The sequence below is a fragment of the Amycolatopsis sp. VC5-11 genome (assembly GCF_037034185.1).
Lineage (GTDB): Bacteria > Actinomycetota > Actinomycetes > Mycobacteriales > Pseudonocardiaceae > Amycolatopsis > Amycolatopsis nivea.
In genome coordinates this window covers 140574-165014 of record NZ_JBAGKF010000012.1, presented here as the reverse complement: position 1 = coordinate 165014, position 24441 = coordinate 140574, and the positions used below count along the sequence as shown (strand labels likewise).

Annotated in this window: 33 protein-coding genes; 15 read left to right on the top strand and 18 right to left on the bottom strand. The window is 70.8% G+C overall.

The annotated features are described in order from the left end of the window. The first annotated feature begins 12 nt into the window (after nt 1-12). Nucleotides 13-234 (top strand): hypothetical protein, encoded by a 222-nt coding sequence (locus WA670_RS30360; RefSeq protein WP_037813255.1) that lies wholly within the window; start codon nt 13-15, stop codon nt 232-234. 77 nt (nt 235-311) lie between these two features. Here WA670_RS30360 and WA670_RS30355 read toward each other — a convergent pair whose 3' ends face one another. Next, nucleotides 312-845, bottom strand: a complete 534-nt coding sequence (locus WA670_RS30355; RefSeq protein WP_037813252.1) for a hypothetical protein — start codon at nt 843-845, stop codon at nt 312-314. A 462-nt stretch (nt 846-1307) separates the two neighbouring features. On the opposite strand from WA670_RS30355, the gene WA670_RS30350 reads away from it, so the two are divergent. From WA670_RS30350 to WA670_RS30335, 4 genes are all read left to right on the top strand, one after another. Next, on the top strand, nt 1308-1562 hold the full coding sequence (locus WA670_RS30350; RefSeq protein WP_134662373.1) for a hypothetical protein: 255 nt from the start codon (nt 1308-1310) through the stop codon (nt 1560-1562). Next, on the top strand, nt 1555-3168 hold the full coding sequence (locus WA670_RS30345) for a hypothetical protein (RefSeq protein ID WP_336159592.1): 1614 nt from the start codon (nt 1555-1557) through the stop codon (nt 3166-3168). Before WA670_RS30350 ends, WA670_RS30345 begins: the two co-directional genes overlap by 8 nt. Before the next feature lie 16 nt (nt 3169-3184). Continuing rightward, a complete protein-coding gene (locus WA670_RS30340) occupies nt 3185-3418 on the top strand; it encodes a hypothetical protein (RefSeq protein ID WP_238606996.1) in 234 nt (77 codons plus the stop codon). Nucleotides 3419-3934: 516 nt separating this feature from the next. Next, complete coding sequence (locus WA670_RS30335) at nt 3935-4189, top strand: hypothetical protein (RefSeq protein ID WP_336159591.1); 255 nt, start codon at nt 3935-3937, stop codon at nt 4187-4189. 3 nt (nt 4190-4192) lie between these two features. Here the strand turns inward: WA670_RS30335 and WA670_RS30330 are convergent, their stop codons facing one another. After that, complete coding sequence (locus WA670_RS30330; protein ID WP_037813245.1) at nt 4193-4651, bottom strand: cupin domain-containing protein; 459 nt, start codon at nt 4649-4651, stop codon at nt 4193-4195. 65 nt (nt 4652-4716) lie between these two features. Between WA670_RS30330 and WA670_RS30325 the strand changes: the two genes are divergently transcribed. Beyond that, nucleotides 4717-5271 carry a TetR/AcrR family transcriptional regulator gene (locus WA670_RS30325; RefSeq protein WP_336159590.1) on the top strand — a complete coding sequence of 185 codons (555 nt, stop codon included), beginning with the start codon at nt 4717-4719 and terminating at the stop codon, nt 5269-5271. Here the strand turns inward: WA670_RS30325 and WA670_RS30320 are convergent. The 3 genes from WA670_RS30320 to WA670_RS30310 form a co-directional block, all read right to left on the bottom strand. Further along, complete coding sequence (locus tag WA670_RS30320) at nt 5268-5627, bottom strand: hypothetical protein (protein WP_037813241.1); 360 nt, start codon at nt 5625-5627, stop codon at nt 5268-5270. The genes WA670_RS30325 and WA670_RS30320 overlap by 4 nt on opposite strands. 61 nt (nt 5628-5688) lie before the next feature. Beyond that, on the bottom strand, nt 5689-6891 hold the full coding sequence (locus WA670_RS30315) for an NAD(P)/FAD-dependent oxidoreductase (protein ID WP_037813240.1): 1203 nt from the start codon (nt 6889-6891) through the stop codon (nt 5689-5691). A 143-nt stretch (nt 6892-7034) separates the two neighbouring features. Next, nucleotides 7035-7514, bottom strand: coding sequence for a COG4315 family predicted lipoprotein (locus WA670_RS30310; RefSeq protein WP_336159589.1), 480 nt, complete (start codon nt 7512-7514; stop codon nt 7035-7037). A gap of 161 nt (nt 7515-7675) precedes the next feature. On the opposite strand from WA670_RS30310, the gene WA670_RS30305 reads away from it, so the two are divergent. Continuing rightward, nucleotides 7676-8161 carry a DoxX family protein gene (locus tag WA670_RS30305; RefSeq protein ID WP_336159588.1) on the top strand — a complete coding sequence of 162 codons (486 nt, stop codon included), beginning with the start codon at nt 7676-7678 and terminating at the stop codon, nt 8159-8161. A gap of 382 nt (nt 8162-8543) precedes the next feature. Here WA670_RS30305 and WA670_RS30300 read toward each other — a convergent pair whose 3' ends face one another. Together WA670_RS30300 and bioB are read right to left on the bottom strand one after the other, a co-directional pair. Beyond that, complete coding sequence (locus WA670_RS30300) at nt 8544-9680, bottom strand: 8-amino-7-oxononanoate synthase (RefSeq protein ID WP_336159653.1); 1137 nt, start codon at nt 9678-9680, stop codon at nt 8544-8546. A gap of 5 nt (nt 9681-9685) precedes the next feature. Continuing rightward, nucleotides 9686-10744 (bottom strand): biotin synthase BioB, encoded by a 1059-nt coding sequence (bioB, locus tag WA670_RS30295; RefSeq protein WP_442893139.1) that lies wholly within the window; start codon nt 10742-10744, stop codon nt 9686-9688. A gap of 48 nt (nt 10745-10792) precedes the next feature. Here bioB and WA670_RS30290 point away from each other — a divergent pair, with 48 nt between their 5' ends. Together WA670_RS30290 and WA670_RS30285 are read left to right on the top strand one after the other, a co-directional pair. Next, nucleotides 10793-11332, top strand: coding sequence for a TetR family transcriptional regulator (locus WA670_RS30290; RefSeq protein WP_078870473.1), 540 nt, complete (start codon nt 10793-10795; stop codon nt 11330-11332). Between the two features lie 90 nt (nt 11333-11422). Continuing rightward, the gene (locus WA670_RS30285) at nt 11423-12358 is read left to right on the top strand and encodes a bile acid:sodium symporter (protein WP_336159651.1); all 936 of its coding nucleotides are present in this window, start codon (nt 11423-11425) and stop codon (nt 12356-12358) included. Here the strand turns inward: WA670_RS30285 and WA670_RS30280 are convergent. From WA670_RS30280 to WA670_RS30255, 6 genes are all read right to left on the bottom strand, one after another. Continuing rightward, on the bottom strand, nt 12335-13636 hold the full coding sequence (locus WA670_RS30280) for a methionine--tRNA ligase (RefSeq protein WP_336159650.1): 1302 nt from the start codon (nt 13634-13636) through the stop codon (nt 12335-12337). The genes WA670_RS30285 and WA670_RS30280 overlap by 24 nt on opposite strands. Nucleotides 13637-13815: 179 nt before the next feature. Beyond that, nucleotides 13816-14280: a DinB family protein gene (locus WA670_RS30275; protein WP_336159587.1), complete on the bottom strand. Its 465-nt coding sequence runs from the start codon at nt 14278-14280 to the stop codon at nt 13816-13818. A 10-nt stretch (nt 14281-14290) separates the two neighbouring features. After that, nucleotides 14291-14887, bottom strand: a complete 597-nt coding sequence (locus tag WA670_RS30270) for a class I SAM-dependent methyltransferase (RefSeq protein ID WP_336159586.1) — start codon at nt 14885-14887, stop codon at nt 14291-14293. 145 nt (nt 14888-15032) lie between these two features. Further along, on the bottom strand, nt 15033-15416 hold the full coding sequence (locus WA670_RS30265) for a DUF2267 domain-containing protein (protein WP_037813225.1): 384 nt from the start codon (nt 15414-15416) through the stop codon (nt 15033-15035). Between the two features lie 104 nt (nt 15417-15520). Continuing rightward, a complete protein-coding gene (locus WA670_RS30260) occupies nt 15521-15826 on the bottom strand; it encodes a hypothetical protein (protein WP_037813222.1) in 306 nt (101 codons plus the stop codon). A 78-nt stretch (nt 15827-15904) separates the two neighbouring features. Then, the gene (locus tag WA670_RS30255) at nt 15905-16330 is read right to left on the bottom strand and encodes a DUF6292 family protein (RefSeq protein WP_238608367.1); all 426 of its coding nucleotides are present in this window, start codon (nt 16328-16330) and stop codon (nt 15905-15907) included. Nucleotides 16331-16635: 305 nt separating this feature from the next. Here WA670_RS30255 and WA670_RS30250 point away from each other — a divergent pair, with 305 nt between their 5' ends. Together WA670_RS30250 and WA670_RS30245 are read left to right on the top strand one after the other, a co-directional pair. Then, nucleotides 16636-17247 (top strand): HSP18 transcriptional regulator, encoded by a 612-nt coding sequence (locus WA670_RS30250; RefSeq protein WP_275294481.1) that lies wholly within the window; start codon nt 16636-16638, stop codon nt 17245-17247. 540 nt (nt 17248-17787) lie between these two features. Beyond that, the gene (locus tag WA670_RS30245) at nt 17788-18159 is read left to right on the top strand and encodes an STAS domain-containing protein (RefSeq protein ID WP_051728972.1); all 372 of its coding nucleotides are present in this window, start codon (nt 17788-17790) and stop codon (nt 18157-18159) included. Here WA670_RS30245 and WA670_RS30240 read toward each other — a convergent pair whose 3' ends face one another. Next, nucleotides 18160-19380 (bottom strand): PP2C family protein-serine/threonine phosphatase, encoded by a 1221-nt coding sequence (locus WA670_RS30240; protein ID WP_037813216.1) that lies wholly within the window; start codon nt 19378-19380, stop codon nt 18160-18162. Between the two features lie 251 nt (nt 19381-19631). Here WA670_RS30240 and WA670_RS30235 point away from each other — a divergent pair, with 251 nt between their 5' ends. Next, nucleotides 19632-20069, top strand: coding sequence for an ATP-binding protein (locus WA670_RS30235; protein ID WP_037813213.1), 438 nt, complete (start codon nt 19632-19634; stop codon nt 20067-20069). A gap of 3 nt (nt 20070-20072) precedes the next feature. Here the strand turns inward: WA670_RS30235 and WA670_RS30230 are convergent, their stop codons facing one another. After that, entirely contained in the window at nt 20073-20201 is a 129-nt protein-coding gene (locus tag WA670_RS30230) for a hypothetical protein (RefSeq protein WP_255443129.1), read from the bottom strand. 107 nt (nt 20202-20308) lie between these two features. Here WA670_RS30230 and WA670_RS30225 point away from each other — a divergent pair, with 107 nt between their 5' ends. The 3 genes from WA670_RS30225 to WA670_RS30215 all read left to right on the top strand — a co-directional run bounded on the left by WA670_RS30225 (nt 20309) and on the right by WA670_RS30215 (nt 21495). Further along, the gene (locus WA670_RS30225; RefSeq protein WP_037813210.1) at nt 20309-20536 is read left to right on the top strand and encodes a DUF2188 domain-containing protein; all 228 of its coding nucleotides are present in this window, start codon (nt 20309-20311) and stop codon (nt 20534-20536) included. A 91-nt stretch (nt 20537-20627) separates the two neighbouring features. After that, nucleotides 20628-21311 (top strand): methyltransferase, encoded by a 684-nt coding sequence (locus WA670_RS30220; RefSeq protein WP_336159585.1) that lies wholly within the window; start codon nt 20628-20630, stop codon nt 21309-21311. After that, the gene (locus tag WA670_RS30215; RefSeq protein ID WP_336159584.1) at nt 21298-21495 is read left to right on the top strand and encodes a CDGSH iron-sulfur domain-containing protein; all 198 of its coding nucleotides are present in this window, start codon (nt 21298-21300) and stop codon (nt 21493-21495) included. Before WA670_RS30220 ends, WA670_RS30215 begins: the two co-directional genes overlap by 14 nt. A 45-nt stretch (nt 21496-21540) precedes the next feature. Here WA670_RS30215 and WA670_RS30210 read toward each other — a convergent pair whose 3' ends face one another. The 3 genes from WA670_RS30210 to WA670_RS30200 all read right to left on the bottom strand — a co-directional run bounded on the left by WA670_RS30210 (nt 21541) and on the right by WA670_RS30200 (nt 24384). Then, nucleotides 21541-22521, bottom strand: coding sequence for an iron-containing redox enzyme family protein (locus WA670_RS30210; protein WP_336159583.1), 981 nt, complete (start codon nt 22519-22521; stop codon nt 21541-21543). Beyond that, nucleotides 22518-23636 carry a carboxylate-amine ligase gene (locus WA670_RS30205; RefSeq protein WP_336159582.1) on the bottom strand — a complete coding sequence of 373 codons (1119 nt, stop codon included), beginning with the start codon at nt 23634-23636 and terminating at the stop codon, nt 22518-22520. Before WA670_RS30205 ends, WA670_RS30210 begins: the two co-directional genes overlap by 4 nt. A gap of 73 nt (nt 23637-23709) precedes the next feature. Continuing rightward, complete coding sequence (locus WA670_RS30200; protein WP_238606984.1) at nt 23710-24384, bottom strand: nitroreductase; 675 nt, start codon at nt 24382-24384, stop codon at nt 23710-23712. Between the last annotated feature and the right edge of the window lie 57 nt (nt 24385-24441).

Sequence of the window (24441 nt, the reverse complement as noted above, 5' to 3'; positions counted from 1 at the left end):
AGGGAGCACGAGATGAGCAGGCTGCTGGTGGACCCGGAGAGCGCGACCGTCCCCTGTGGACAGTGCGGGCGCGAGGCGGTGCACGTGGGCAGGCTGGTGCAGGAGGACGGGACGCCGGTCAGCCACGCGGTGGTGTGCACGGTGTGCCGGGCCCATCGTCCGGGACCGGGGCTGGGGGAGACGCGACGTCCGCGGCTGGCCGTGCTTTCGCGGCCCGCCGACGGCTCGCCCTAGGCCGCCGCGTTCGGCAGAAGTCCGTGAAGGGCTCCTTGAGGGAATCAGATTCCGTCAAGGAGCCCTTCACGTCCGCATCAGTCGATGCCGAGCACGGACTCGGCAGTGGTCCAGTTGGCGAGCATCGCGTGCTGCGCGTCGGCGAGGGTGGCTTTCCCGGCGCAGACCGCCTTCTTCACCGCGTTCTCGACGGAATCCTTGCTGTAGGAGTTCTGGTCGCCGTCGTGCGGTTCGGGCCAGAGGTTCTTCGGGTCCTTCGGCGCGCCGCCCAGTTCGAGCGGCAGGAAGTGGTCCTCCTCGTACGAGCTGAGCGAGGTGTCGGAGTAGCCGTAGTCGATGATGCCCTGCTTCTTGAGCTTGTTGGTGTAGGTCGTCGGCGGGCGGATGGTCGCGGTCCAGCCGGGCACGCAGATCGTGTCGCCGATGGTGTCCTGGGTGACGTCCGGGTTGGTCGCGCCGGGCGTGCAGGCCGGGTCGGGCAGCGGAAGATAGGACTGCGAGCAGGCTGCGGCGAGAGCGTGCGGAACGGCGGCGTGCGCGGCGGGCGCGGCCAAAGCGAGCGAACCGGCCAGAATGACGGCAGGCGCGGCGAAACGGGCAAGTCGGGACATCGGAAATCTCCTCCCTGGAGCACGGTCGCGCCAGCGTCCGCCGATTCCGGGCAAGCGCACTACCTACCTTCGAAGGAATGCGTGAAGAATTAACCGGGTGCTCAACTTGCCGGACGGCAAAATGCGCAAGGTGGACGTGCGTTCTGGGCGTCCGAGGGGATGATCCGAAAACGCGGCGCAAGCCGGGCGAACGGGCCGGGGATGCTTGATCCGCCAGCATTCGGGCGTTCGGGGCGAGTCCGGACGGGCGGCTCCGGATGGCTGGAAAGGTTCTTCGGAACTGTTTCCGGTCGGTTTTTATGCGCCTTCCGGGCGAATCGGGGAAAAATGCTGCAATCGATTTCCGCTGCGCCGTTCGGCTGAAGGTAGCGGCGTCCCGTATCCGTCGCCGGGTCTGGTGCGACCTTTTTCGTGAACCTCGCCGGAATTGATCTTTTCGGGCGGAATTCCCGGGAGTGAACGATGAGCGAACCGGAAGGGCCGCGGTCCGGAGCCGGACGCGGAGAGGGCGCGGAAAGCGGCCCGGCGGGCGAAAACGCGCCCGCCGAACCGGAAGCGGGGTACGAGATTCCGATCGGGATGCCGGTCCCGGCCGCCGAGCTGGAACGGCTGAAGGCCGCCGCCGAGCGGCACCGCGATCGGGAGGAGGAGGCCGACGCCCCGGCACGGGCCGGCGACGAGGCCGCGGAGGAAGAGGGTGATCACCGTGATGCCTGAAGCACAGGTGCTCGAAGGCCAGGCAGGGGAAACGGCCGGGGGCGCGTCGCGGGAAATGGCGGATCTGACGGTCGGCGAACTGCTCGCCGAACCGCTGTCCCCGGAACGGTCGCCGTTGTTCGCGCAACGGTTCCCGGTTCCGGTCGAGGAGTACGACCGGCTGAAGACCGGCGCGCGCGAGCACGGCGCGGAGGCGCTGGCCCCGGGGGACGCGCTCGACGCGCAACTGGACGAGGAAGCGGCGGCGGAACTGTCGGAGGAGAACCCGCCGGAGGACGAGATCGTCGAGGGGCTCGCCCCGGCGGCGTCGGCGAGTTTCGAGGGGATTTCGCAGACCGCGTTCCGGCCGCCGGACTGCACGGTCGCGGTCGGCCCGAAGCAGGTCATGGCCGCGGTCAACGTGGACCTGGTCGGCTACGACAAGACCGGGCTGCAGCAGTTCCGGTGGGCCAATTTCACCGCGATGTTCAACCCGGTGCTGCCCGCCGGGGCGCAGCTGTTCGACCCGAAACTGGCCTACGACCACTACAGCGGCCGCTGGATCGTCTGCATCGCCGCCCGGCGCGCGAACCCGCAGGGGTCGTGGATCATGCTCGGCGTCTCGCAGACGGCCGACCCCGCGGGCGCGTACTGGATCTGGAGCACCGACGCGACCGCGAACGGGGCCACCGCCACCGGCAACTGGTCGGACTACCCGATGCTGGGCTTCGACAGCCAGGCGATTTACGTGTCCACCAACCAATTCGCCTTCGGCGGCGGGTTCTCCTACGCGAAACTGCGGATCTTCAACAAGGCGGAGCTGTACGGCGGCGGGTCCGGCGGCGGCCACACGATCCGCTGGTGGGACTTCTGGGGCCTGAAGAACCCCGACGGGAGCGCCGCGTTCTCCGTCCAGCCAGCCTGCCATTTCCAAGGCGTGGGCGGGAATCCGCGCGCTTACCTGGTGAACTCGCTGTTCCCGTCGGGGTCGAGCCTGACGCTGTGGACGCTGTCGAACCCGCTGGGCCTGTGGTCGGGCGGCGCGCCGACGCTGGCCGCGACCGCCGTACCGTGCCGGAGCTACAACCTGCCGCCCGGCGCGGTGCAAAAGGACGGCGGGACAACGAGAATCGCCACGAACGACACCCGGCTGCTCAACGCGGTCTTCCAGGCGGCGGGCCGGACCCAGCGGTTGTGGACGACGCACACGTCCGCGTACAGCTGGCGGGGCGACACCGAAGCCCGGTCAGTGGTGCAGTGGTACGAGATCGACGTGCCCAGCCACGCGATCACGCAACAGGGCGCCTTCGGCGCGCCGGGCAGGCACTATTTCTTCCCGGTGATCCAGACCGACATTTCCCGCAACGCCCACGTGGCGTTCGGCCGGTCCGCCGCCGACGAGTACGGCCACTTCCGCCAGACCGGCCGCCTCGCCACCGATCCGCCGGGCACGTTGCAGGGCAGCGCTTCGGTGATCGCCGGGCAGAGCGCCTACACCGGCGGCAGATGGGGCGACTACTTCGGCATCGGCCGGGACCCGTCGGATTCCCGGACCGTGTGGAGCTACGGCGAATACGCCGGCGCGGGCAACACCTGGCGGACCCGTCTCAACGCGGCGAAGTACTGAGAGCAGGGAGGGTGTCATGAACACTGCACAGAAGTTCCGGATCGCGGCGGAGGCCGCGCTCGCGGTGCTCAGCGCGGTCGCGTTGGTGCTGACGCTCACGGTCCCGGACTGGATCGAACGCACGACCGGCGCGTCCCCGGACGGCGGAGGCGGGGAAACCGAGTGGCTGCTGACGGCGGTCGCCTGCGTGGCGACGGTGCTGTTCGCCGGCTTGGCCACGTGGGAGTGGCGGCGGTTGCGGACGGCGTGACCGGCACGAGCGGGCACCGGACTTCACGGCGGTGCCCGCTCTTTGCCGGGCTTTTCGGCGGAACGCCGGACGGGAATTCCGGGCCGCCCTAGGCTGATCCGGTGACTGCCTTCGAACCGTCGCCCGAGGTCCGCCGACCCGACCTTCCGATGTATCTGGTGGAAAACCCATACCTTCGGGCGCGCCCCGGTTCGCGGAACACCTTCGGCGGCAGGCCGATCCTGCCCGAGGGCGAGGACTGGCCGGAGTGCTATTGCGGCGAGCGGATGACGTTGTTCTTCCAGCTGGACGTCCCGCCGGACATCCCGCGGTTCGGCGGCGACCACCTGCTCGTGTTCCAGTGGCCGGTGCACAACGACGCGGCCTGTCTGCCCGGAGAGCCGGAGCAGCTTCCGGAGCGCTACTGGGAAAATCCGCACGTGCTGGATCACCCCGGTGCGTTCTCCGGAGTACGAGATGGAAACCGTGTGGAGGCCTGTCCCGCGCGAAGGGTTCACCGAACGGAGCACCGGCCGGATGGAGTTCAAAGTCGGCGGGCTGCCGTGCTGGCTTCAGGATCCGCAACGGCACGTCTGCGCGTGCGGTGCCGAGATGGCGTTCTTGTGCGAGATTCCGGAGTGCACCGAATTCGCGAGGCGGCCCGGCCGAGCAGACCAGCGCCACGATTCCTATGGAGAGTCCTATGTGCTGCTTCTCGGCAACGCGGTGCACCTGCTCGCGTGCCCGGAACACTGTCATCCCGCAGCGGTCTGGCCGGTGCCGCAGAACTGACCCTCATTCCTCGTAGGTGATCGAGTACCGAGCCGCCACCGGGTTGATCTTCACCGGGTCCACCGCGCCGTCCGTCAGCACCGCCGGACCGGCCTCGAAGAGATCCTCCAGATAGTGCTCCCACCCGCCCGGCGAGGAGATCTGCAGCAGCCGCGGCGCGGGATCCGAAACCGCCCGCAGCGCATGCGGAACCCCGTGCGGCAGCAGCACGAACATCCCCTTCGCCGCCACGTGGGTCTCGTCCGCGAAGTCGATGCCCAGTTCGCCTTCGAGCACGTAAATGCATTCGTCGGCCTCGTGGTGGACGTGGCGCGGGATGTCGCGCGCCAGCGTCACCTCCAGCAGCGAGAACCGGGTCTCGGTGTCGCCGGTCATCGCCTTCACCGCGAACGCGGGCGGCAGCGGCACCCGGCCCGGGCGTGCCTCGCCGGGCTGCAGCAGCAGGAAACGGTCCTTCGTCATGGGGTATCCTCGCAAACATAGTGGAAGCGGAGTCCGTTTCCAGATTAACCGGAGGAGGGCGTCGGTTGTCAACGGAGCGCAAGCCGAGGGCGGACGCGGAACGCAACCGGGCACGGGTCCTGGAGGCGGCCCGTGCGCTGCTCGCCGAGCAGGACGACGTCCAGTTGCCGGAGATCGCGCGGGTGGCCGGGGTGGGCGTCGGGACGGTGTACCGGAACTTCCCGGACCGGCGGGCGCTCGTGGAAGCGTTGGCGGAGCAGCGGTTCGCCGAGATCGCGGAGTACGCGCGGAAGCGGTGCGTCGACGGGAAATCCGGCGTCAAGCGCTATCTGCGGCACGTCGGCGAGGTGCTGTCCGGGGACCGGGCGCTGTCGGCCGCGATCGAAACGGCGCGTGGTTCGGCGGGGAGCGAACCGCGTGGCGACGCGCTGGCGGAGCTGGAAACCGTGGTGGCGCAGGCGATCTCGGCCGACCAGGCGGCGGGGGTGCTCCGCGCGGACTGCACGGTGGGCGACGTGTATCTGCTGGTCGGCTGTCTGTCGTCGGTGGTCCGCACGGGGAGCGGGGACTGGCGGCGGTTTCTGGAGCTGGCGCTGGAGGGGTTGCTGCCCCGGGACTAGTCGTCCAAGCGCACCAGGTAAGAGTTCAGTTCGCCGATGTCGTGCATCGCGATCAGCACGGCGGTCATCTTCCGCACGCCGGGTTCGCGGACGATCAGCCCGTCTGGAACGGCGAAGTAGCTGCCACCGGCGCACTCGCCGGTGCGTTCCCATCGGCGCATGATCCGGTCCACCTCGTCGAGGGTGAACATCGTCGCGCTCCACCGGGAACCGTCGGGGTAGCGGACCTCGACGTCGACATTGTCCACCTCGTCCGGTTCCTCGCCGCCGCCGACGAGAAACTTCGCGTCGAAGGCCGAGGTCCGGACGACGTAGCACGGGGAGTCCCACCCGGCGGAGAGAACTTCGGTCGCCACGGAGGGAAAGCCTAACGGGCCGCCCCGGAAACCAGTCCGGAACGGCCCGTCGGCACCGAAATCAGGCGAGGTCCTCCAGCGGGACCTCAGGGTCGGCCAGCCGGTCCGGGTCCACTGCCTTGCCAGAGCGGATGAGCGCCTTGATCGGGTCCGTGACGTCCCAGACGTTGACGTTCATCCCGGCGAGGACGCGGTTGTCCTTGAGCCAGAAGGCGATGAACTCGCGCCCGGGCACGTCACCGCGGAACACGACGCGGTCGTGGCCCTCGATGGTGCCCAGGTATTCCATGCCGAGGTCGTACTGGTCGGTGAAGAAGTACGGCAGCTCGTCGTACGACTCCTCCTTGCCGAGCATCCCGGCCGCGGCCACGGCGGGCTGGTTGAGCGCGTTCGCCCAGTGCTCGACGCGCAGGTGCTTGCCGAGGAACGGGTGGTAGGCGTTCGCGACGTCGCCCGCGGCGAAGATGTCCGGGTCGCTCGTGCGCAGGCTCGCGTCGGTGACCACGCCGTTGTCGACGTCGAGGCCGGCCGCCTCGGCCAGTTCGACGTTCGGCTTAGCGCCGATCCCGGCCAGGACGGCGTCCGCGTCGAGGACGCTGCCGTCGCCGAGGCGGATCCGCTTGCCCTGGCCGCCGTTGGTGATGTGCTCGACCTGGACGCCGAGCCGCAGGTCGACGCCGTGCGCGCGGTGCAGGTCGGCGAACACCGGGGCGACGTCGCGGCCGAGCGCGGTGATCAGCGGCAGTTCGAGCGCCTCGACCACGGTGACCTCCACCCCGGCCTGGCGCGCGGCGGCGGTCGCTTCGAGGCCGATCCAGCCGCCGCCGACGACCACCAGCTTCGAGGCGGTGCCGAACAGCTCCTTGAGCCGGTCGGCGTCCTCGATCCGGCGCAGGTAGTGGATCCCCGCGGTGTCCGGCAGCTCGCGCGGGCTCGCGCCGGTGGCCAGGAGGAGCTTGTCGTAGCCGAGGCTGGTGCCGTCGTCGAGCGCGACCTGCTTCCGGTCCCGGTCGATCGCCGTCGCCTTGACGCCCTGGCGCAGGTCGACCTTCTTCTCGGCGTACCACGCGGCGTCGTGCACCTGGAAGCTCTCGGCCTCCGCGTTGCCCGCGAGGTAGTCCTTCGACAGCGGCGGACGCTCGTAGGGCAGGTGCCGCTCGTCGCCGACGATGGTGATCTTCCCGTCGAATCCCTTGTCGCGCAACGCTTCCGCGGCCTTCGCTCCGGCCAGCCCGGCTCCGATGATGACGAACGACGAGGTCACTGACGAACTCCTTCGATGCGGGGACGACGGGAGTACTTATATCACTAGCGAAGTTTGGTCTTATTCGGCTGCCCGGTCAAGTTCCCCTGATCAGAGGTACCCAATTGAGACAGCACCTACCCGGAAGGGTGTTACTTCGCCGTTCAGTAGCTGCCGCCGCCGTACCCGCCCGCCGGTGCGGAGCTGGTCGTGGTGATCGCGGTGCCGTCCGACGTGACCATCCACCAGAGCCCGCCGTTCAGGTTCAGGCCCTGGCCGTTGGTCTGCCCGGCGGAGTTGTCGCCGATGTACCGGTACAGCGGATGGCCGCCGAGCGTTTCCTGCTTGGACCCGTCCGGCCGGGTGATGGCGCCGACGCTGCCCTGGGCCGGCCCGGTGAGCGGAGTGCCCGCGGCGACCGGGGGCCAGTAGCTCGCGCAGCTCGCGGCGCAGGCGGACTGGCCGTCGTGGTCCGCGGCGAACAGGTAGATCGTGTCGCCTTTGCTGTCGGTCAAATGCGTCGGCGCGGCGGGTGGTGCGGCGGTTGTCCCGCCGCTGTTGCCGCCGCCGCATGCCGCGGCGAACAGGCCTGCCGCGGCCAACGCGGTCAGCAGTCCGAAAGTTCTTGGGGTTGTGCCAGTCATCCCAGCCTCCAGCGGTGCGTGGGTGTCGCCCTTTCTCCGACACGCGGCTGGCTCCAGAACGGTTCAGCCGGATTTATCAAGCGTCACAGCGTCTGGACGGGAGAGGCCTCGGTGCGTACGGTATGGCAAGCCTAACCTTAGTAACTCTCCGAGGAGGACCCATGCCAGAGCGTGCGCTCGACCGGGCCGTCCCGTTCGTGCTCGGCCTGTTCCGGATCGTCGTCGGGCTGCTGTTCGCGGCCCACGGCGCGGCGGCGCTGTTCGGCGTCTTCGGCGGCGGCCCGAAAGGCGGAACCGTCGCGGCAGGCGTGTGGCCGTCCTGGTACGCGGCGGTGATCCAGCTCGGCTGCGGCCTGCTGGTCGCGTTCGGCTTCGGCACCCGGATCGCGGCACTGCTCGCGTCCGGCTCGATGGCGTACGCCTACTTCGTCGTCCACCAGCCGGACGGCTTGCTACCGCTGCAGAACCACGGGGAGCCCGCGGCGATGTTCTGCTGGGCGTTCCTGTTGCTGGCCTTCACCGGGCCGGGGGCGCTGGCGGTGGACGCGTTGTTCCGGAAGCGGCCGGACGATGCGCGGGGTGTGGTGAGTGGCGAGTCGCGGGGCGCGCTGAGTGCGGTGCAGGTCAGTCCTGGCGGGGGCGAGTAACCGGGTAATGCCGGTCGAGAGGCGGTCAGACGAGGCTCGCCGCGCGTGACTATTGCGCGGCGAGCCAGGGCCGGGAAAAGACGTCCGGGGCGCTCCACGGGATTGGCTGCATCGCGTCGGGGGTTCGCGAAACCGTTGCGGTGTCGGCGATCGCGGCGTGGTGCTGGCCGTCGATCGATGAAGACTCCGCGCAGCGTCCTTGGCGCGGTCCAGATCAAACCCGGCACGCGCGACCACTCGGAGTTGGGAAATGCCGTCCGGGGCGCTCCGCGGGGGTTGCCTGCATCGCGTCGGGAGTTCGCGAAACCCCTTGCGGTGTCGGCAATCCCTGCGTGGTGCGATCGACGGAGGCTCGGCGGCGGGACGTCTGGTCTAGAGGCGGTCAGACGATGCTCGCCGCACGCGACCATTGGGCAGCCAGTCGCGCAGCGTCCTCGGCGCGGTCAAGATCAACCCCGGCACGGGCGACCAGTCGGAGTCGGGAGATGCCGTCCGGGACGCTTGGCGGGCGGAAGCAGCCGACGACGATATCCCGTTCATACAGCTGATTCGCGGCAGCCACAGCCTGCTCCGGAGAGTCCGCGGGAATCGACTGCACCGCACCCGGCGCGCGCGAAACCCCTGCGGCGGCGGCGATCGTGGCGGCGGCGCGGTGCAGCTCCTCGACCCGCGAAGGCTCCGCAACGATGATCCGGCACGCTTCCGCCGCGCTCGCTGCCGCGGCGGGGGCGAGGCCGGTGTCGAAGATGAATGTCCGCGCTGTGTTGACCAGATGTTCGCGCAGCAGCGGTGATCCCAAAACCGCACCGCCCTGTGCGCCCAGAGCTTTCGACAGCGTGGCAGTGACCGCGACGTGCGGCGCGCCTGCGAGACCGGCCGCGTACACTGCACCCCGGCCGTTGCCTGCGACGCCGATGCCGTGTGCTTCGTCGACCACCAGGAAAGCGTCGTATTCAGCGCACAATGCCGCCGCACGCACCAGATCCGTGGCATCGCCGAGTACCGAATAGATCGACTCGACCACCACGATCGCCCGTTCCTGCGACCGGTCCTGCAGCAAACGCTCGAGGGCGTCCAGGTCGTTGTGCGGGCAGATCGCGACGGGGGAGCGCGACAGCCGCGCGCCGTCGATCAGCGAGGCGTGGATGTGCGCGTCGGTGATCAGCAGTGTGTCCGGCGACCCGAGGGCGGTGATCACGCCGATGTTTGCCGTGTAACCACTGGAAAAACCGAGCGCGGCCGGTTGCCCCGTGAGGCTGGCCAGTTCCCGTTCCAGTTCCGTGTGACACGGTGTGGTGCCGGTGACGACTCGGGACGCGCCGGCACCGACGCCGTACTTCTCGACGGCTTGGACGGCGGCCGAGCGCAATCGCGGATCGGTGCTGAGGCTCAGGTAATCGTTCGACGCGAGGTCCAATGTGGACTTTCGCGGGTGCCGCCGATCATCGGTCCGCCGGACGAGACCGGCGACGTGCCGGTCCCGTTCGGCGGCGGTGAGCCAGTCGTGCATCGACACCATGGCGGTCACGCGTTGGGTGCGGCGGCGGTGCCCGCCCCGCGTTCCCGGAGTGCCGGGGTCGCGTGCGCGGCCCGCTGCTGCTCGCCCGCGCCGAGGACCTCGAAGCCGGCGTCGGCGATCATTTCCAGGTCGGCCTTCGCGGCCTGGCCTTCGCTGGTGAGGTAGTCGCCGAGGAACAGCGAGTTGACCACGTGCAGCGCGAGCGGCTGCAGCGACCGCAGGTGCATCTCGCGGCCGCCGGCCATCCGGACTTCCGTTGCCGGGCAAGCGAACCGGGCCAGCGCGAGGATGCGCAGCGCGCGCAGCGGGCTCAGTTCCCACGTCCCGGCGAGCGGCGTGCCCTCGAACGGCATCAGGAAGTTGACCGGGATCGAATCGCTGCCGATGTCGCGCAGCGCGAAGATCGCGTCGATCAGTTCGTCGTCGGTCTCGCCCATGCCGACGATCAGGCCGGAACACGCGGAAAGCCCCGCGGACTTGGCCTTTTCGACGGTGTCGACGCGGTCGTCGTACCCGTGCGTCGTGCAGATCTCGGAGTACCGCGACTCGCTCGTGTTCAGGTTGTGGTTGTACGCGTCGACCCCGGCGTCGCGCAGCTTCTCGGCCTGGCCCTCCTTGAGCAGCCCGAGGCAGGCGCACACCTCCACGTCGGAATGCGCGGACTTCACCGCCTCGACCGCCTGGGCGACCCGGTCGACGTCGCGGTCGCTCGGCCCGCGCCCGCTCGCCACCAGGCAGACCCGCGACGCGCCGCCCTGGATGCCCGCGCCGGCCTGGCGCGCCGTTTCCTCGGCGGACAGCCACGAGTACTTGAGGATCTGCGCGGACGACCCGAGCCGCTGCGAGCAGTACCCGCAGTCCTCGGGGCACAGGCCCGATTTCAGGTTGACGAGGTAGTTGACCTTGACCCGGTTGCCGAAGTGCGCGCGCCGCAGCCGCCCGGCCGCCGCGACCAGGCCGAGCACGTCCTCGTCCGGCGCTTCCAGCACCGCGCGGGCGTCAGTTCGGTCGAGTACGCCGCCGGCCAGCTGCCGGTCGGCCAGGTCGTCGAAGGTTTTGAACACCTATCAAATCCTAGGCGGCCGATCGGCCGGAAGCAAGCGGCGGGCAGAATGAGAGGGGTGAAGGTGACGCGAGACCAGATCGTCGACCGGGCGTACGAGCTATTGCGGGAAGCGGGGCTGAGCAGCTTGTCGATGCGCCGGGTGGCCCTCGACCTGGGGGTCCAGCCGGGCGCGCTGTACTACCACGTCGCCAACAAACAGGAGCTGCTCGCCGTCGTCGCCGCGCGGATCCTGAAGGGGCTGCCCGGGGTGGCGAAGGACCCGCGCGAGGCGGCCGGGGACTTCCGCTCGGCTCTGCTGCAGGTCCGCGACGGGGCCGAGGTGGTGTCGTTCGTGCAGGCGTACCGGCCGGATCTGCTGGTGCCCACGCACGCGTTGCGCCGCCTGTTCACCGGGAAGTACGACGAGCGGCGCGCGGAGTGGGCGGCGCGCACCGTTGTCCACTATGTACTCGGGTTCGTCGCGGAGGAACAGAACCACGCCGAGCTGGTGCGCGCCGGGATCGTCGAGGAGGATCCGTCGCACAGCGGGGATTCGGACGAGGCGTTCGGGTTCGGCATCGACGCTATCCTCAGTGGACTGTCGTGAGTGTCTGTCGCGATTGGACCGGGATGGACACGCACGAGGCCGGACCGAGGAGCGCGCCCGTTGTCGCAGTCGTCAGGTCTGGTGTCGCGGATGGAACGGCACCAGGTCGTCATCTACCTCGGCGCGCTCGCCGTCGGCGCACTGGCCGGCTGGCTGGCCCCGTCCGCCGGTCCGGGGCTGGAACCGGCGATCAACCCGGTGCTGGCGGCGCTGCTGTACGTCACGTTCCTCCAGGTGCCCGCCGCCGAATTGGGCCGCTCCCTGCGTGACGGCCGGTTCCTCGGCGCCGCCCTGGCGGTGAACTTCGTCGTAGTGCCGCTGGTCGTCGCGGCGATGTCCGCCTTCTTCCCGGCTGGACAAGCGCTTCGGCTGGGCATGCTGCTCGTGCTGCTGGCCCCGTGCGTGGACTATGTGATCGTCTTCAGCGGTCTTGCCGGAGGCAGCAGCCGCCGTCTGCTCGCGGCGACGCCGTTGCTGCTGCTCGCGCAGATGATTCTGCTGCCCGGATTCCTGTTCCTCTTCCTCGGCGCGGACCTGGCGCAAGTCGTGCGGGCCGGGCCATTTCTCGAAGCGTTCCTCGTGCTGATCGCGATCCCGTTGGCGCTGGCCTGGCTTACCCAGGCCTGGGCGGCCCGGCACGCGACCGGTCGCCGGTTCGCCGACGCGGCCGGGTCCGCCATGGTGCCGTTGATGGCCGCGACGCTGGCGACGGTGGTCGCGTCGCAAACCCCGAAGCTCCACGGCGGACTCGGCCTGGTCGCGTCGGTGGTGCCGTTCTACGTGGTTTTCCTGGCGGTGATGACGTTCGCCGGACTGGGCGTCGCGCGGCTGTTCCGGTTGGACGTTCCTGGCGGCCGCGCGATCGTTTTCACCGGGGCCACGCGGAATTCGCTGGTGGTGCTTCCGCTGGCGCTGGCGTTGCCGGACGAGTTCGCGGTCGCGGCGGTCGTGGTGGTGACGCAGACGCTGGTCGAGGTGGTCGGCATGGTCTGTTACGTCCGCCTAGTGCCCCGTTTGCTGCCGTAGCCGGGGGTAGAGGCGCGCCGGTTCGCCGCGGTCCAGTTGGGCGCGCAGGCGGGCGGCCCCGTCCGGGAGGAACGGGCTGAGTTCCGTTGCCAGTTCCCGGCAAGTGCTTACGACGGTCCCCAATGCCTCTTCCAGTTCGGTGCCGTGCAACGTCCAGGGCCGGGTCTGTTCTACGTACCGGTTCGCGTCGGTGATCACCTCGACCAAAGCCCCGGTGGCTGCGCGGAAGTCGAAGTCGGCGAGTGCCGCGTCGATCCGGTCGGCGAGCGTGTCTACGGTCCTTAGTGGACTCGACGGGGCGATCCGGTCGGTGCGGCGGGCCAGGCTGAGCACGCGGTGCACGAGATTGCCGAGACCGTTGGCGAGTTCGTCGTCGGCGCGCGCGATCAGCCGTGCTTCGGTGAAGTCGGTGTCGCCGAGCGGGGCGACCTCGCGCAGCAGCCACCAGCGGACGGCGTCCGCGCCGTATTGGTCGATCAGGTCCGTCGGGCGGACGGTGTTGCCCGCGCTCTTGGAGATCTTCGCGCCGTCGAGGGTCAGGTAGTCGTGCACGAAGATGGTGTCCGGCAGCCGTTCGCCCGCGGAGAGCAGCAGCGCGGGCCAGTACACGGCGTGGAACCGCAGGATGCCTTTGCCGATCACGTGCACGCGCTCGGCCGCTTCGGCCCAGCGCGCCGGATCGGCGGTGAGATAGTTGGCGAGCGCGTCCCACCAGACGTAAATCACCTGGTCCGGGTCGCCGGGCACCGGGATGCCCCAGCCGTCCGAGCGCGCGGCGGGCCGGGACACGCTGAGGTCGGACAACCCGGAGCGCACGAAGCCCAGCACCTCGCGGAGCCGGGCGGCGGGCTCGATCCGGAGGCGGCCGGACTCCAGCAGGTCCCGGATTTCGTCGGAATAGCGGGAAAGCCGGAAGAACCAGTTCTGTTCGGTGACGACTTCCGGCGGGGTTTCGTGTTCCAGGCAGCGTTCGTCGTCCGCGTAGAACTGTTCGCAGCCCACGCAGTAGCGGCCGGTGTAGTCGCGGCGGTAGAAGTCGCCGCGTTGGGCACTGGCTCGCCACAGGCGCCGGACGCCGTCGAGGTGGCGGAGATCGGTGCTGGTGCGGAGGAAATCGTCGACCGCGAGCCCGAGCGGTTCCTGTAGCGCGGCGAATCGCGCGGCGCCTTGGTTCACGAACTCCTGCACCGGAACGCCTGCCGCCTTTGCCGCGGTGACGTTCTTGAGAGCATTGTCGTCAGCGTCTGATTGCGCCGGCTCCGCCGTCGCGGGCGGGATCGCGTCGGCGTCTGGAGAAGCAGCGCACCCGGCCCCGGGGGGCCGTGCGCACTGCTTCTCCAGACGCCGACGCGATCCCGCGTGTGGGTTGCGTCAGCGCACGAGAATTGTCCCAAGTCGCCGTGCGGTGGTCATGCCTTCCATGATGGCCGGGCGCGCCGGGTCGGGGCCACTGGTTTTCAGCGTCCGGTCGTGCCGTCGATCAGCTCGCGCAGGATGTCGGCGTGCCCGGCGTGCCGTCCGGTTTCCTCGATCATGTGCGTCAGCGCCCAGCGGACGCTCGGGCGGTCGCGACCCGGCAGCGCGGCGGCTAGATCCGGGCAGCTGTCGAGAACTTCGTTGGCGAGCTTGACCGCTTCGCGATAGCGGGCGACGACGTCGGCGACGTTGTCCTTGGTGCGAAAGGTCGATGGCCAGCTCTTGACGGTCTCGCCGAGAAACAGCGACCGCTCCACGAAGGTCAGATGGTTGAGCAGGCCGGCCAGATTCGTCCCGGACGGCACCATGGCGGTGTGGGCTTCAGGTTCCGGCGCGCCGTCGACCTTGGCGGCGACGGAGGTGCGGAGATAGTCGAGAAATCCGCGCAGGACTTCGGTTTCGCTGCTTCCGGTGCGGGGCGGCGGGGTGTCGCGACGGCGGGCCACAGTGGTCTCCTCAGGGGTTCAGGCGGATCAGCAGGACGTGGTCGACGACCTCGGCGGTCTGGCCGTTCGGTCCGGTCGCGAGGCGGGTGGGGGAGTCGGCGCGCTCGACGGCCCACCGCGCCGGGTCGAGGGCGAGGTCTTCGGCGATCTCGGCCGGGCTGGGGAAATGCGCGTCCGGGTCCTGGTTCCACGACCACGGCGCGATCGAGCCGTGGTCCACGACCAGCAACCGGCCGCCCGGCCGCAGTGCGTGCGCGGCGGTGCGCAGGACCGCCGACCGGTCCAGTTCGAAGGGGGTCTGCAGGTAGTGCGCTGTCACGAGGTCGAATTCGCCGGCCGGGAAGCTGACCCGCAGGTCGTGCCGCACCGCGGTGATCCTCGGGCCGGAGAGGCGGTTGACGGCGACGGCGGAGATGTCGGTGGCGGTCACGGTCCAGCCGCGGCCGGCGAGCCAGCGGGCGTCGCCGCCGTTGCCGCAGCCCAGGTCGAGCGCGGTGCCAGGGGGAAGGCCGGAGACGGTTTCCACGAGCCGGGCGTTCGGCTTCGGGTCCGCGGGCGGCCGGGCGGCGTGCACTTCGTCCCAGAACAGGGTCGCGTCGGTGGTCATCGGTCGGCTCCTCGGGTCGGGTGCGTCCAGCGTCGCCGCAGCCGGGCCCGGAGCGCACGCGATCTTGCCGGAACGGCAACTCCCCGAGTGGGGAGGCAGGTGCGATGCGGACCGGCCCGCGGCCAGACTCGAGCCTGAGCAGGGTTTACCCGCTGTGGCACCGGGGCGGGGTTTCCCGCGACCACGTGCTCGGCTGCCGCGTCCCGCCCAGCAGGACGAGCACGTCCGGGCTCACGCCCGCGCGCACCCGGGACGCGAGCTCCGGCGACGTCTGCCCCAGTGCGGAGTAGACCGCGCGCACCAGGAACCTCGCCGCGAGCGGGGAACGCCTGGTGCGCAACGAGATCTCCATCAGGAGGGCCTCGCGGTCGCACGTGCGGCCGCGGCTCGCCGCGACGACGCCCAGCCGGGTTTGCTCGGCCAGCGGAAGGCAGCGCAGCAGGCTGTCGACGACGCAGTCGACCGCGAACCGGTTCCGTTCCGTGCGGGGCAGGCGAGGCCCGGGCAGAATTTCCTTCCGCACCACCATGGACCATCAACTCCTGGCCGCAGAGTAGCCGATCCGAAGCGCGCGGTGCCGTTCCTGTTCCGTGCGACGGAAAACGATCCGGGCCGAGTCCCTTGTGGACGGTGTCAGCCGGGCGAGCCGGACAAAACGGCGAGCCGGTCGAGGGACTCGCGGATGCGCGCCGGGACATCGTCGCGGCCGGGGCCGGCCGGGACCGACAGGTGCAGCGTCGCGTGGCTCGTGCCCGCCGCGCCGGACTCGACCAGGAGCCAGCCGCCGTCCCATTCGAGCCGCAGCCGGTCACGGCGCCCGGCCGGGGGCGCGGCGACCGGCTCCGGCAGCCATTCGTCCTGGTGCGCGGCATCGGACGCGACGGCGTACACCCGTTCCGCGGGCGCGGGCATCCTTCGCTGCGCTTCGAACTCGCTCATGATCTTGGCTACCCGTCGCGCGGCGGCGCGAAACTGCGGAGTCCACAGTGGACGCTCACGGACGGTGCGCTGCCCGGTTCAGCCCGCGGCGCGCAGGATGGCGTCGAGTTCGGCGGGCGTGCCCAGCGTCCGGATTTCGGGCGGCGCGAGGCAGCCGATCCGGTGGTCGTCGTCGCGGACCGCGGCCGCGAACTCGGCGACGCGGGACGCGGGCGGCGCGACCGTGGGCCCGGCCAGGTAGCGGATGACGATGAGGTCCTCGCCGGAATGCGTTTCCACGGCGGCGGCCCAGCCGTGGATCTCGTCCCACAGCAGGGCGACGTCGCGGCCGGGGTAGGCGGGCAGGTGGCCGTCGAGCGCGACGTAGGCCGACACCGGGGTGTCGTGGTCGACGGTGCAGGACTCGAGGCCGATGCCCAGTGCGTTGGTGACGTCGGCGAGGTAGTTCCACAAACGCACCGAAGCGGGGTGCGACGGGCCGGTCTGGGCGGTGTGCAGCGGCAGGGACACGGGGACAACGCCTTTCTCGCGCGAAGGACTGGCACGGACCAGGGGTGGCCTGCTCCGCGCCACGGGCCGCATCCGGCGGCGCGGCGGGGTTTTCCGGCTAGCGGCCGGAACGCGCCCTTGCGGGCGGTCCGGACGTGATTCCCGGTGAAGGGGCACGGGAAACCTGCGGAACGCGGGGAATCGGCCCGCGTGCTCGGCAGGACATCGGACTCACCTCCGCCGCTCGACAGGGGACGCTCTTTTCTTCTAGCATGTCATCGAAACGATGACAACTGCCAAGTCGTCGAGAGGATGACGCGATGGCGGAGGTGGACCCCGGCCTGCTGATCCAGGGCGTCCGCGACGCGGTGCTGGCCGCCCGGGACGGCGGAGCGGCGGCCGACCGGTCGATGGCCGCGCTCTCCGCGCTGCGGGCGCTGCGCGACCAGCTCGGAGAATGGGAACCGGAACTGATCGCGGCCGCGCGCGCGGCGGGCGCGAGCTGGGCGGCGCTGGCCCCGGCGCTGGGCGTGGCGAGCAGGCAGGCGGCTGAACGCCGGTACCTGCGGCTGCGGCCGTCGGCGACCGGAGAGGCCACCGGCGAAGCCCGCGTCGACGCCGAACGCGGCCGCCGCGCGGGAGACCGGGCAGTCGCGGACTGGGCCCGGCGCAACGCCGCGGTGCTGCGCCGGCTGGCCGCGGAGGCGAGTGCCGCGCCCGGCTTGGACCCCGCCGGACAGGAAAGCGCCGACCGGCTCAGCGTCGCGCTGGGCGACGACGACGTCACTAATCTGCTGCCGCCGCTGGCCGACGTGCGCGCGCATCTCGAACCGCGGCACGCGGCGCTGGCCGACCGCGTCGGGGAGATCGGCGAACACGCGAACCGGCTGCGCGAGAACGCGGCCGGGCAGCGGCGCGGTCGTGCGCGATGAGGGGGAGTGGTGTTCCGGTCTCGTTGCGAGCCGGTTCGTGTGGTCGGCGGGTGCTGTCTCCTCGCGCGGGGAGCGGGAGCGGTGTCCGGGTCGCGACGTTGCGCATCCGGCTCCGTGAACTGCGGCGGCCGATGGTGGCTCGGCGTGCGTTGAGCGGGCGTGGTGTTCGAGGCGTTCGGTGGCGGGCCGGTCCGCGCGGGCGGCGGCCAACAGCACATCCATGCGCATTCAGCCGCGAAAGGTCTCCCGCTGGAGGATCGGCGCGAACCGCCCGGACCGTGGCCTGCCGCGTCCCCGGGGCGGGCAAGCCAGCACCCGAACAGCCCCGTCCGCGAAGGGCGAAAACCGCGCGCAATGAGCCGAACGTCTCTTCCCGGGGGCCCCGCGCTGCCGACGTTCCCGGGATCCGAGATCATTTCCCGCGGCGGCATTCGTGCGAGCCGCCGTCCGTAAGGCATGCTATTCGCGGTTGAGCAGCCAGCCGCGTACTTTTCCTGCCCGGACGCAGGCGTTCCGGGCTTCCTGAGGAGGGAAAGAGCGATGAGTGAGCTGACCGACCCGGTGATCGACCCGCCGGGTTCGCTGTCGATCGAACGGGCCGACCGCTCGCCCGCGGCGGTGCTGGCCCTGAACGGGGACCTGGACCTCGGGACCGCCCCGAAATTGACGGCCGCGGTCGCCGAGACCCTCACCGGGAAGCCCCCGGTGCTGGTACTGGACCTGACAGGGGTCGATTTCCTCGCCTCGGCGGGACTGACCGTCCTGCTGGCCGCGTGCCGGGAGGCGCCGGAGGGGACGCAGGTGCGGATCGTGGCGTCCGGCCGTGCGACGTTGCGGCCGATCCAGCTCACCGGGCTGGAGCAGAGTCTCCCGCTGTACCGCACGCTCGACGAGGCGCTGGCCGCGGAGTGATCAGTGCGCCCCCGCAGTGCGCTGGAGCACCACAAGTGCGACGTCGTCCTGCGGGGGCCGCGATCCCACCATCGCGGCCATGATCCGGGCGCAGGCCAGTTCCGGGTCCTCCGGCCGGACCAGCTCGGCGAGCTGGTCCATGCCGGTGTCGACGAGCCGGTCGCGGCGCTCCACGAGACCGTCGGTGTAGAACGCGGCGACGGCTCCCGGCACCAGCTCCACCGTGGTGGTGCGCCGTTCGACGGTGGCCCCGACGGTCAGGCCGACCGGCGGGTCCGGCGGGGCGGGCACGAGCCGCGCCGGTTCGCCCGGCGCCGCGACGACCGGCGGCAGGTGCCCGGCGAGCGACAGCGCCATGCTGCCGTGGCCGGGCCGGAGGATGCCGTACGCGACCGTCGCCATCACTCCGTGTTCGAAGTGGTTCGCTTTGCGGTCGAGTTTGGCGAGGACGGTCGCGGGATCGTCGCAGTCGAGCGCGTAGGCCCGCAGCGCGCTGCGGAGCCGTCCCATGATGACCGCGGCTTCGAGGCCGTGCCCGGACACGTCGCCCATCACGATGCCGGTCTGGTCCCCGGGAAGCCGGAACACGTCGTACCAGTCGCCGCCGAGCCCGGCCTCCGCGCCCGGCACGTAGCGCGCGGCCAGGCGCAGGCCCTTGACGACCGGAAGCACGCCCGGCAGGAGGCTGCGCTGCAGCGCGATGGTCGCGGCCTGGTTCTGGTGCATGATCTCCGCCTGCAGCACGGCGGCCAGCCGGTCGGCCAGCAGCCGCAGGGTTTCGATGTCGGTGGTGGTGAACCGGCGGTCCCGGGCGGCTCCGATGTGCAGCACGCCGACCAGTTCGGTCCCGGCCAGCATCGGGACGCCGAGCATGGTGTGCAGGCCGCGCTCGGCCAGCAGCGCGTTCAGCACCGTGGTCCGGTCGACCTGGTCGATGACGACCGGCTCCCGGCGCGCGGCGACGGCGCCGGCGAACCCCGCGCCGACCGGCACCTGGACTCCCTGGTAGATCTCCTCCTCGAGTCCGGCGGCCGCGACGGCGACCAGGCGCTGCCACCGGGCATCGTGCCGCAGCACGGTGGCGGTGTCGACGTCGAGGACGGCGCAAGCCCGGGTGAGGATCTTGGTGAGCTCCTCGCCGAGCGCGGCGTTGCTCGCCCCGGGGCCGAGGATTTCGGCGAGGCGAGCCCGCGATTCGGGCTCCGGCGCGTGAGACGGCATGCAGCGACAGTAGCCGAACCGGCCCCGGGAACCGGAGATGCGCGCCAGCAGGTGTGAAGTCTGCCCCGTCCGGGTACGCCCGATTGGGCACCGGCGAAGTCGAGCACGAGAAAGGGACTTCCCCACGTGAGGTCAAGCGGCTGCGGCGAGGGGCGGCGAAACGCCGCGGCGTTTTCCGGCGCGAGCCCGCGCGCCGTCGCGCAGTCGGCGGGAGAGTGGTTCTGTTGTCCTGTCCAAACGAGGGACCGGCGGTGACCGGCCCGGGCTCCGGGGAGGGCGACGCACCCTGGGCACTGGACCTGCGGGGCACCGGGGTCGCGACGCTGCCGAGCCTGCGCGCCTGGGCGGGCAAGTCGCTGGGGCATCTGTCCCCGGACCATCTCGCGGACGTCCTGATGGTGATCGAGGAACTCGCGTCGAACGCCTACGAGCACACCTCGGGCCCGTCGTATGCGCGGCTGACCGTGCTGTCCCGGCCCTGCGTAGTGGTGATCGAAGTGGACGACCCCGAGCGCGGCCGCCCGAAGGTCCGCCCGCCGGACTTCGACCGGGCGCGCGGCCGGGGGATGCTGCTCGTCGACCGGCTCGCCGACGACTGGGGAGTGCACGAGCATTCCGTCGGCAAGACGGTCTGGGCCCGGCTCGGCTGCGGGGTGCCGGCGCGGGAAGCCTGCGAATCGTCCCGCTGAGGCTCATCGGCCCTGTTGCGGGTCGGAGTCGTCGTGTTCGTCGCGCGACGTGCCCTGTTCGCCGCGGATGGTCTCGCGTTCTTCTTCCGGGGTGTCGCCGTAGACGTCGTCGGATTCGCGCGGTTCGGTCATGGTTTCGCTCCTTCCGTTCCCGGGTCGGGTACCCGGCGGCGGCCCCGGCAACCCGGTTGCCCGCGGGGGCATCGGGTATCCGGCGGGCGAGCGGAAGGAGGCGCGGGATGGCCGAAGGGGACATTCACACGAGCCGCGAAGGCGGGCTGTGGAAGAACCGGATCGAGGGGATCCGGCGGGTGGCGAACACCGCGGCGCGCCGCGCGGACGCGGTGTCGGTGGGCCGGGAAATGGCGCGGGCGCGCGGGGTCGGCCATTACGTCCACGGCGAGCCCAAGGCCAACGGCGACGGGGAGATCGTCGAGCAGTGCTGCTACCGGCACGCGCCCGGGTGACACGCCGATTTCGGTGCGGTGCGGCGGAAATCGCGGTTTGGCCCGACCGGACGGGGGTATCCCGGCGGCCCGACCGAGATGGAGGACCGCCATGACGACGTCTGTGCGCACCGAAACGGAGGCCCGGCCGCTGGGCAGAGTATTCCGGCTGCCGGGGGTCTACCGTCCGCAAGAGGACACTGCCTTGCTTTCGAGCGTGCTGATGGCGGACACGCGCATCGGGTGCGGAATGCGGTGCGCGGACGTGGGAACCGGCAGCGGTGCGCTGGCCATCGCCTTGGCCCGGACCGGAGCCGCGGTCGTCGCGACGGACATCTCCATGCGGGCACTGGCTTCCGCGTGGATGAACACCGTGCTGCGCGCTCTCCCGATCGGACTGCTCAGGGGTGGGCTTCAGGAAACCGTCGAAGCCGGACCGTACGACGTCGTGGTCGCCAATCCTCCGTACGTGCCTTCCCCGACGCCGACCGTCCGCTCGACTCGCGCGTGGGACGCGGGGCCGGACGGTCGCGCGATGCTGGACCCGTTGTGCGCCGCCGCTCCTTCGCTGCTGACCCGTGCTGGTGCGCTGTACCTGGTGCAGTCGACGATGTCCGATGTGGACAAAACCCGGTTCGCGCTGGCTGCCGGAGGGTTGCGCAGCGAGGTGCTGGCGCGGGCGGAAGTGCCGTTCGGACCGGTGGTCTCCGGACGCCTGGAGTTCTTGATCGAACGCGGTTTCGTGCGGCCCGGCGACCGCACGGAGGAACTGGTGGTGCTCCGTGCCGCGCGATGAACGCCGGGTCCGGGTGGTGCCGGGCGGGCCGGTCCTGGTGGAGGGGCCGGTCGAGGTGTCCGCTCCGGACGGGGGCACGGCGCGGTCGGACCGGTTCGTCGTCGCGGTGTGCGCTTGCCGGCGCAGCAAGAGGTTTCCGTGGTGCGACGCGAGTCATCGCAAGCGGGTCCGCGGCACTGGCTGACCCCTGCGGCGGCCTGGTCGCGGGTGCGCGACCAGGCCGTTGCTCTCAGGGCAGCGGCTGGCGCAGCGAGGACAGCCCGTCCTGCCAGCAGCCGAGCAGGTGCTGGTCGAGTTGTGCTTCCAGGAACCCGGTCGCCTGGATCCCGAACACGACGTCCGCCGCCAGTTCCGGTTCCGCGTCGAGCAATCCGCCCACGACGTCGTGCCGCATGACCTGTTCGTGCACCGCGTCGGCCTCGATGTGTTCGGTGTAGAAGAACCGGCAGGCTTCGGGCGCGCCGAGGCGGCGCAGGATCCGGTCCATCCGCTGCGCGCCCGGGGCGGTGGTGATCTCCGCGGCGGCGAAGTGCCCGACCAGCGCCCCGCGCGACGCCCGGTGCAGGCCGAACATCGACATCATGTTGACCAGCGCGAGCATCGGCCCCGGAACGTGCTCCAGCAGCGCCAGGTACCCGTCGGGCAGGTCCGCCGCCGCGAGCAGGTCCGCGAACAGCTTCGCGTGCACCCGGTCGGCGCGGCCGCCGCCGAACTCGTCGAACTCCACCGCCACCAGCCCGGCCTTCGCCGGACCGGACAGCCGCGGGATGACCCACGCGTGCGGATCGGCTTCCTTGAGGTGGTAGATCGACCGGTGCGCGAACAGTTCCTTGACGTGCCACCATTCGCCCTCGGCCAGCAGGAAACCGACCGCCCCGTCGGCGTCGCGTCCGGTCAGCAGCTCGTCGAGTTCGGCGTCCACGCCGGAGCCGCCGGGAACCGCGTCGCGCAACGCGGAACGGAACGTGTTCTCCAGCTCTGCCCGGATTTTCAGCAGCGCGGTGTCCCACTCGCGGTCCGCGTCGACGCCGGGCAGCCCGCGGTAGTGCAGTTCGTAGCAGAGATGCAGGGCGAGGTGGAGATCGTCGCCGAACGGGTCGGCGTCGCGGAGGTCGACCGCGGTCTGGACGGCCGGATCCCGCAGGATTTCCAGCAGCGCCGCGGAGACCGGTCCGCGCGCGGTCGGCAGTGCGGTGAGGGAGGTCGTCATTGTCCCCGGGTACCCGTCTGGAGCGAGGTCACGCGTGGGACGGTGCGCGCGGCGAGCATCGCGACGACTCCGTCCGGCCCGGCTTTCCGTTGCGCGGCCGAGCCGGTGCCGTCCCGCAGCACGGCTTGGACGAGCCGGTGGGCGAGGTCGTGGTCCCCGGCCGCTCGGAGGGCGGGTCCGGCATGGCGGAGCAGATCGGCGACGGCTTCGGCGGCGGGCAGCGGTCTCTCGCGGACCGGGTCGACGAGGGCGCCGGTGAGCCCGTGCCGCGTCGCCGCCCACACCGCCGCCGAACCGATCTGCGGGTCGAGCGGGGCTGCTTCGATGCCGCGTTCCAGGTCAGCGAGTGCGGTGGCGACCAGTGCCCGCGAGAGGACTGCCTGAACGAGCGCGCCGTCGACGGTCAGCGGCACGTCAGCGACCCGCAGCTCCACTGTCGGATAGCGCGGCGAAGGCCAGGCGAGCCAGAACGTCTGCTCGCGATCCACCAGCGCCCCGCACTCCACGAGCGAGTCGACGAGCCGCGAATGCTCGGCGTGGGACCTCGCGTGCGGGGAGAGGCCGGAGCCGGGAAAACGGGTCTGCAGCGCCATTCTCCAGCTGTGGAGCCCGGTGTCCCGGCCGCGGTCGAACGGTGAGTTGGCCGACAGCGCGAGCAGCGTCGGCAGCCATCGCGCGAGGTGATTCACGACCGCTACCGCGGTGTCCGCGTCCGGGACTCCGACGTGCACGTGGCAGCCGCAGGCTTCGTAATCGGCGGCCAGATCGCCGTAGTGCGCGTCGATCCGCGCGTACCGATCCGGCGGCAGCGGCTCGGCGGGGGAGCGGAGCGGGCCGACCGGGCTTCCGGTGGCGAGGATCGCGCAGCCGGCGTCGGTCGCTGCTCGGGACAACGCCAGCCGGCCGCGGCACAGCTGGTCGCGAAGCTGCGCCGCGGTCGTGCAGACGCCGGTGGCGTGTTCCACCTGGGTCGCGCGCAGTTCCCGGTGGACGGCCGCCCCGTCCGCGAGCCGCCCGACCTTCCCGAGAACCTCGTCCGCGACGGGCATCGGACGGCCGTCGGCCGGCGAGGCGAGCAGGAATTCTTCCTCGACGCCGAGTGTCGGTACGTCCATCGGCACCTCCCCGGGCCGGAGTACCCGCGCGGCGGCCCGGCAACCTTTTCGGGAGATTCCGGTCGAGACGAGATCAGGCGTGGAAGCGGGTGGTCTCGGCGAGCGGGGCGCGTCCGACGGCGAACCGGTTCACGGGCGCGGTGCGGTCGGCGTACCCGAACGAGATCCCGAACAGCAGCTTCCCGCGGTCGAGGCCGAGCGTTTCCCGGACCGTGTCCGCGTAGAAGCTCAGCAATCCTTGCGGGCAGCTGGAAACTCCGTGCGCCTGCATGGCCAGCAGCAAGGTCTGCCCGTACATCCCAACATCCGCCGCGAGCCGGGCCTCGGCGGTGTCCGGGGCGAACAGCAGCGCGACGTGCGGGGCGCCGTAGAAGCGCAGGCTTTCGGCGTCGTAGGCGGCGCGCGCGTCGTGGTCGTCGAAACCGATCCGCAGCGCGCCGTACAACGCGCCACCCGCCGCGGCTCGGCGCTTCTGCTGCACGGCTTCGTAAATGGCTTCGCTGTACGGAAAATCGACCGACCGGCGGCCTTCCTGGTGTGCGGCGACCAGTGCGTCGGCGAGTTCGTCCCTCTTGGCTCCGCTGACGACCTCGACCTGCCACGGCTGCGCATTGGAATTGGACGGTGCCGCGGCGGCGAGGTCGAAGATCTCGCGCAGGGTGCGGTCCGGAACGGGATCGGGCCGGAACGACCGGGTCGCCCGCCGCCCGCGGATCAGGGTCGCGGCGGCGTCGGCGAGTTCGGGCATCGGGAGTGCCTCCTTAGGTAAACGTTCTCGTATACCTAAGCACGGTAGCAGGCTGCG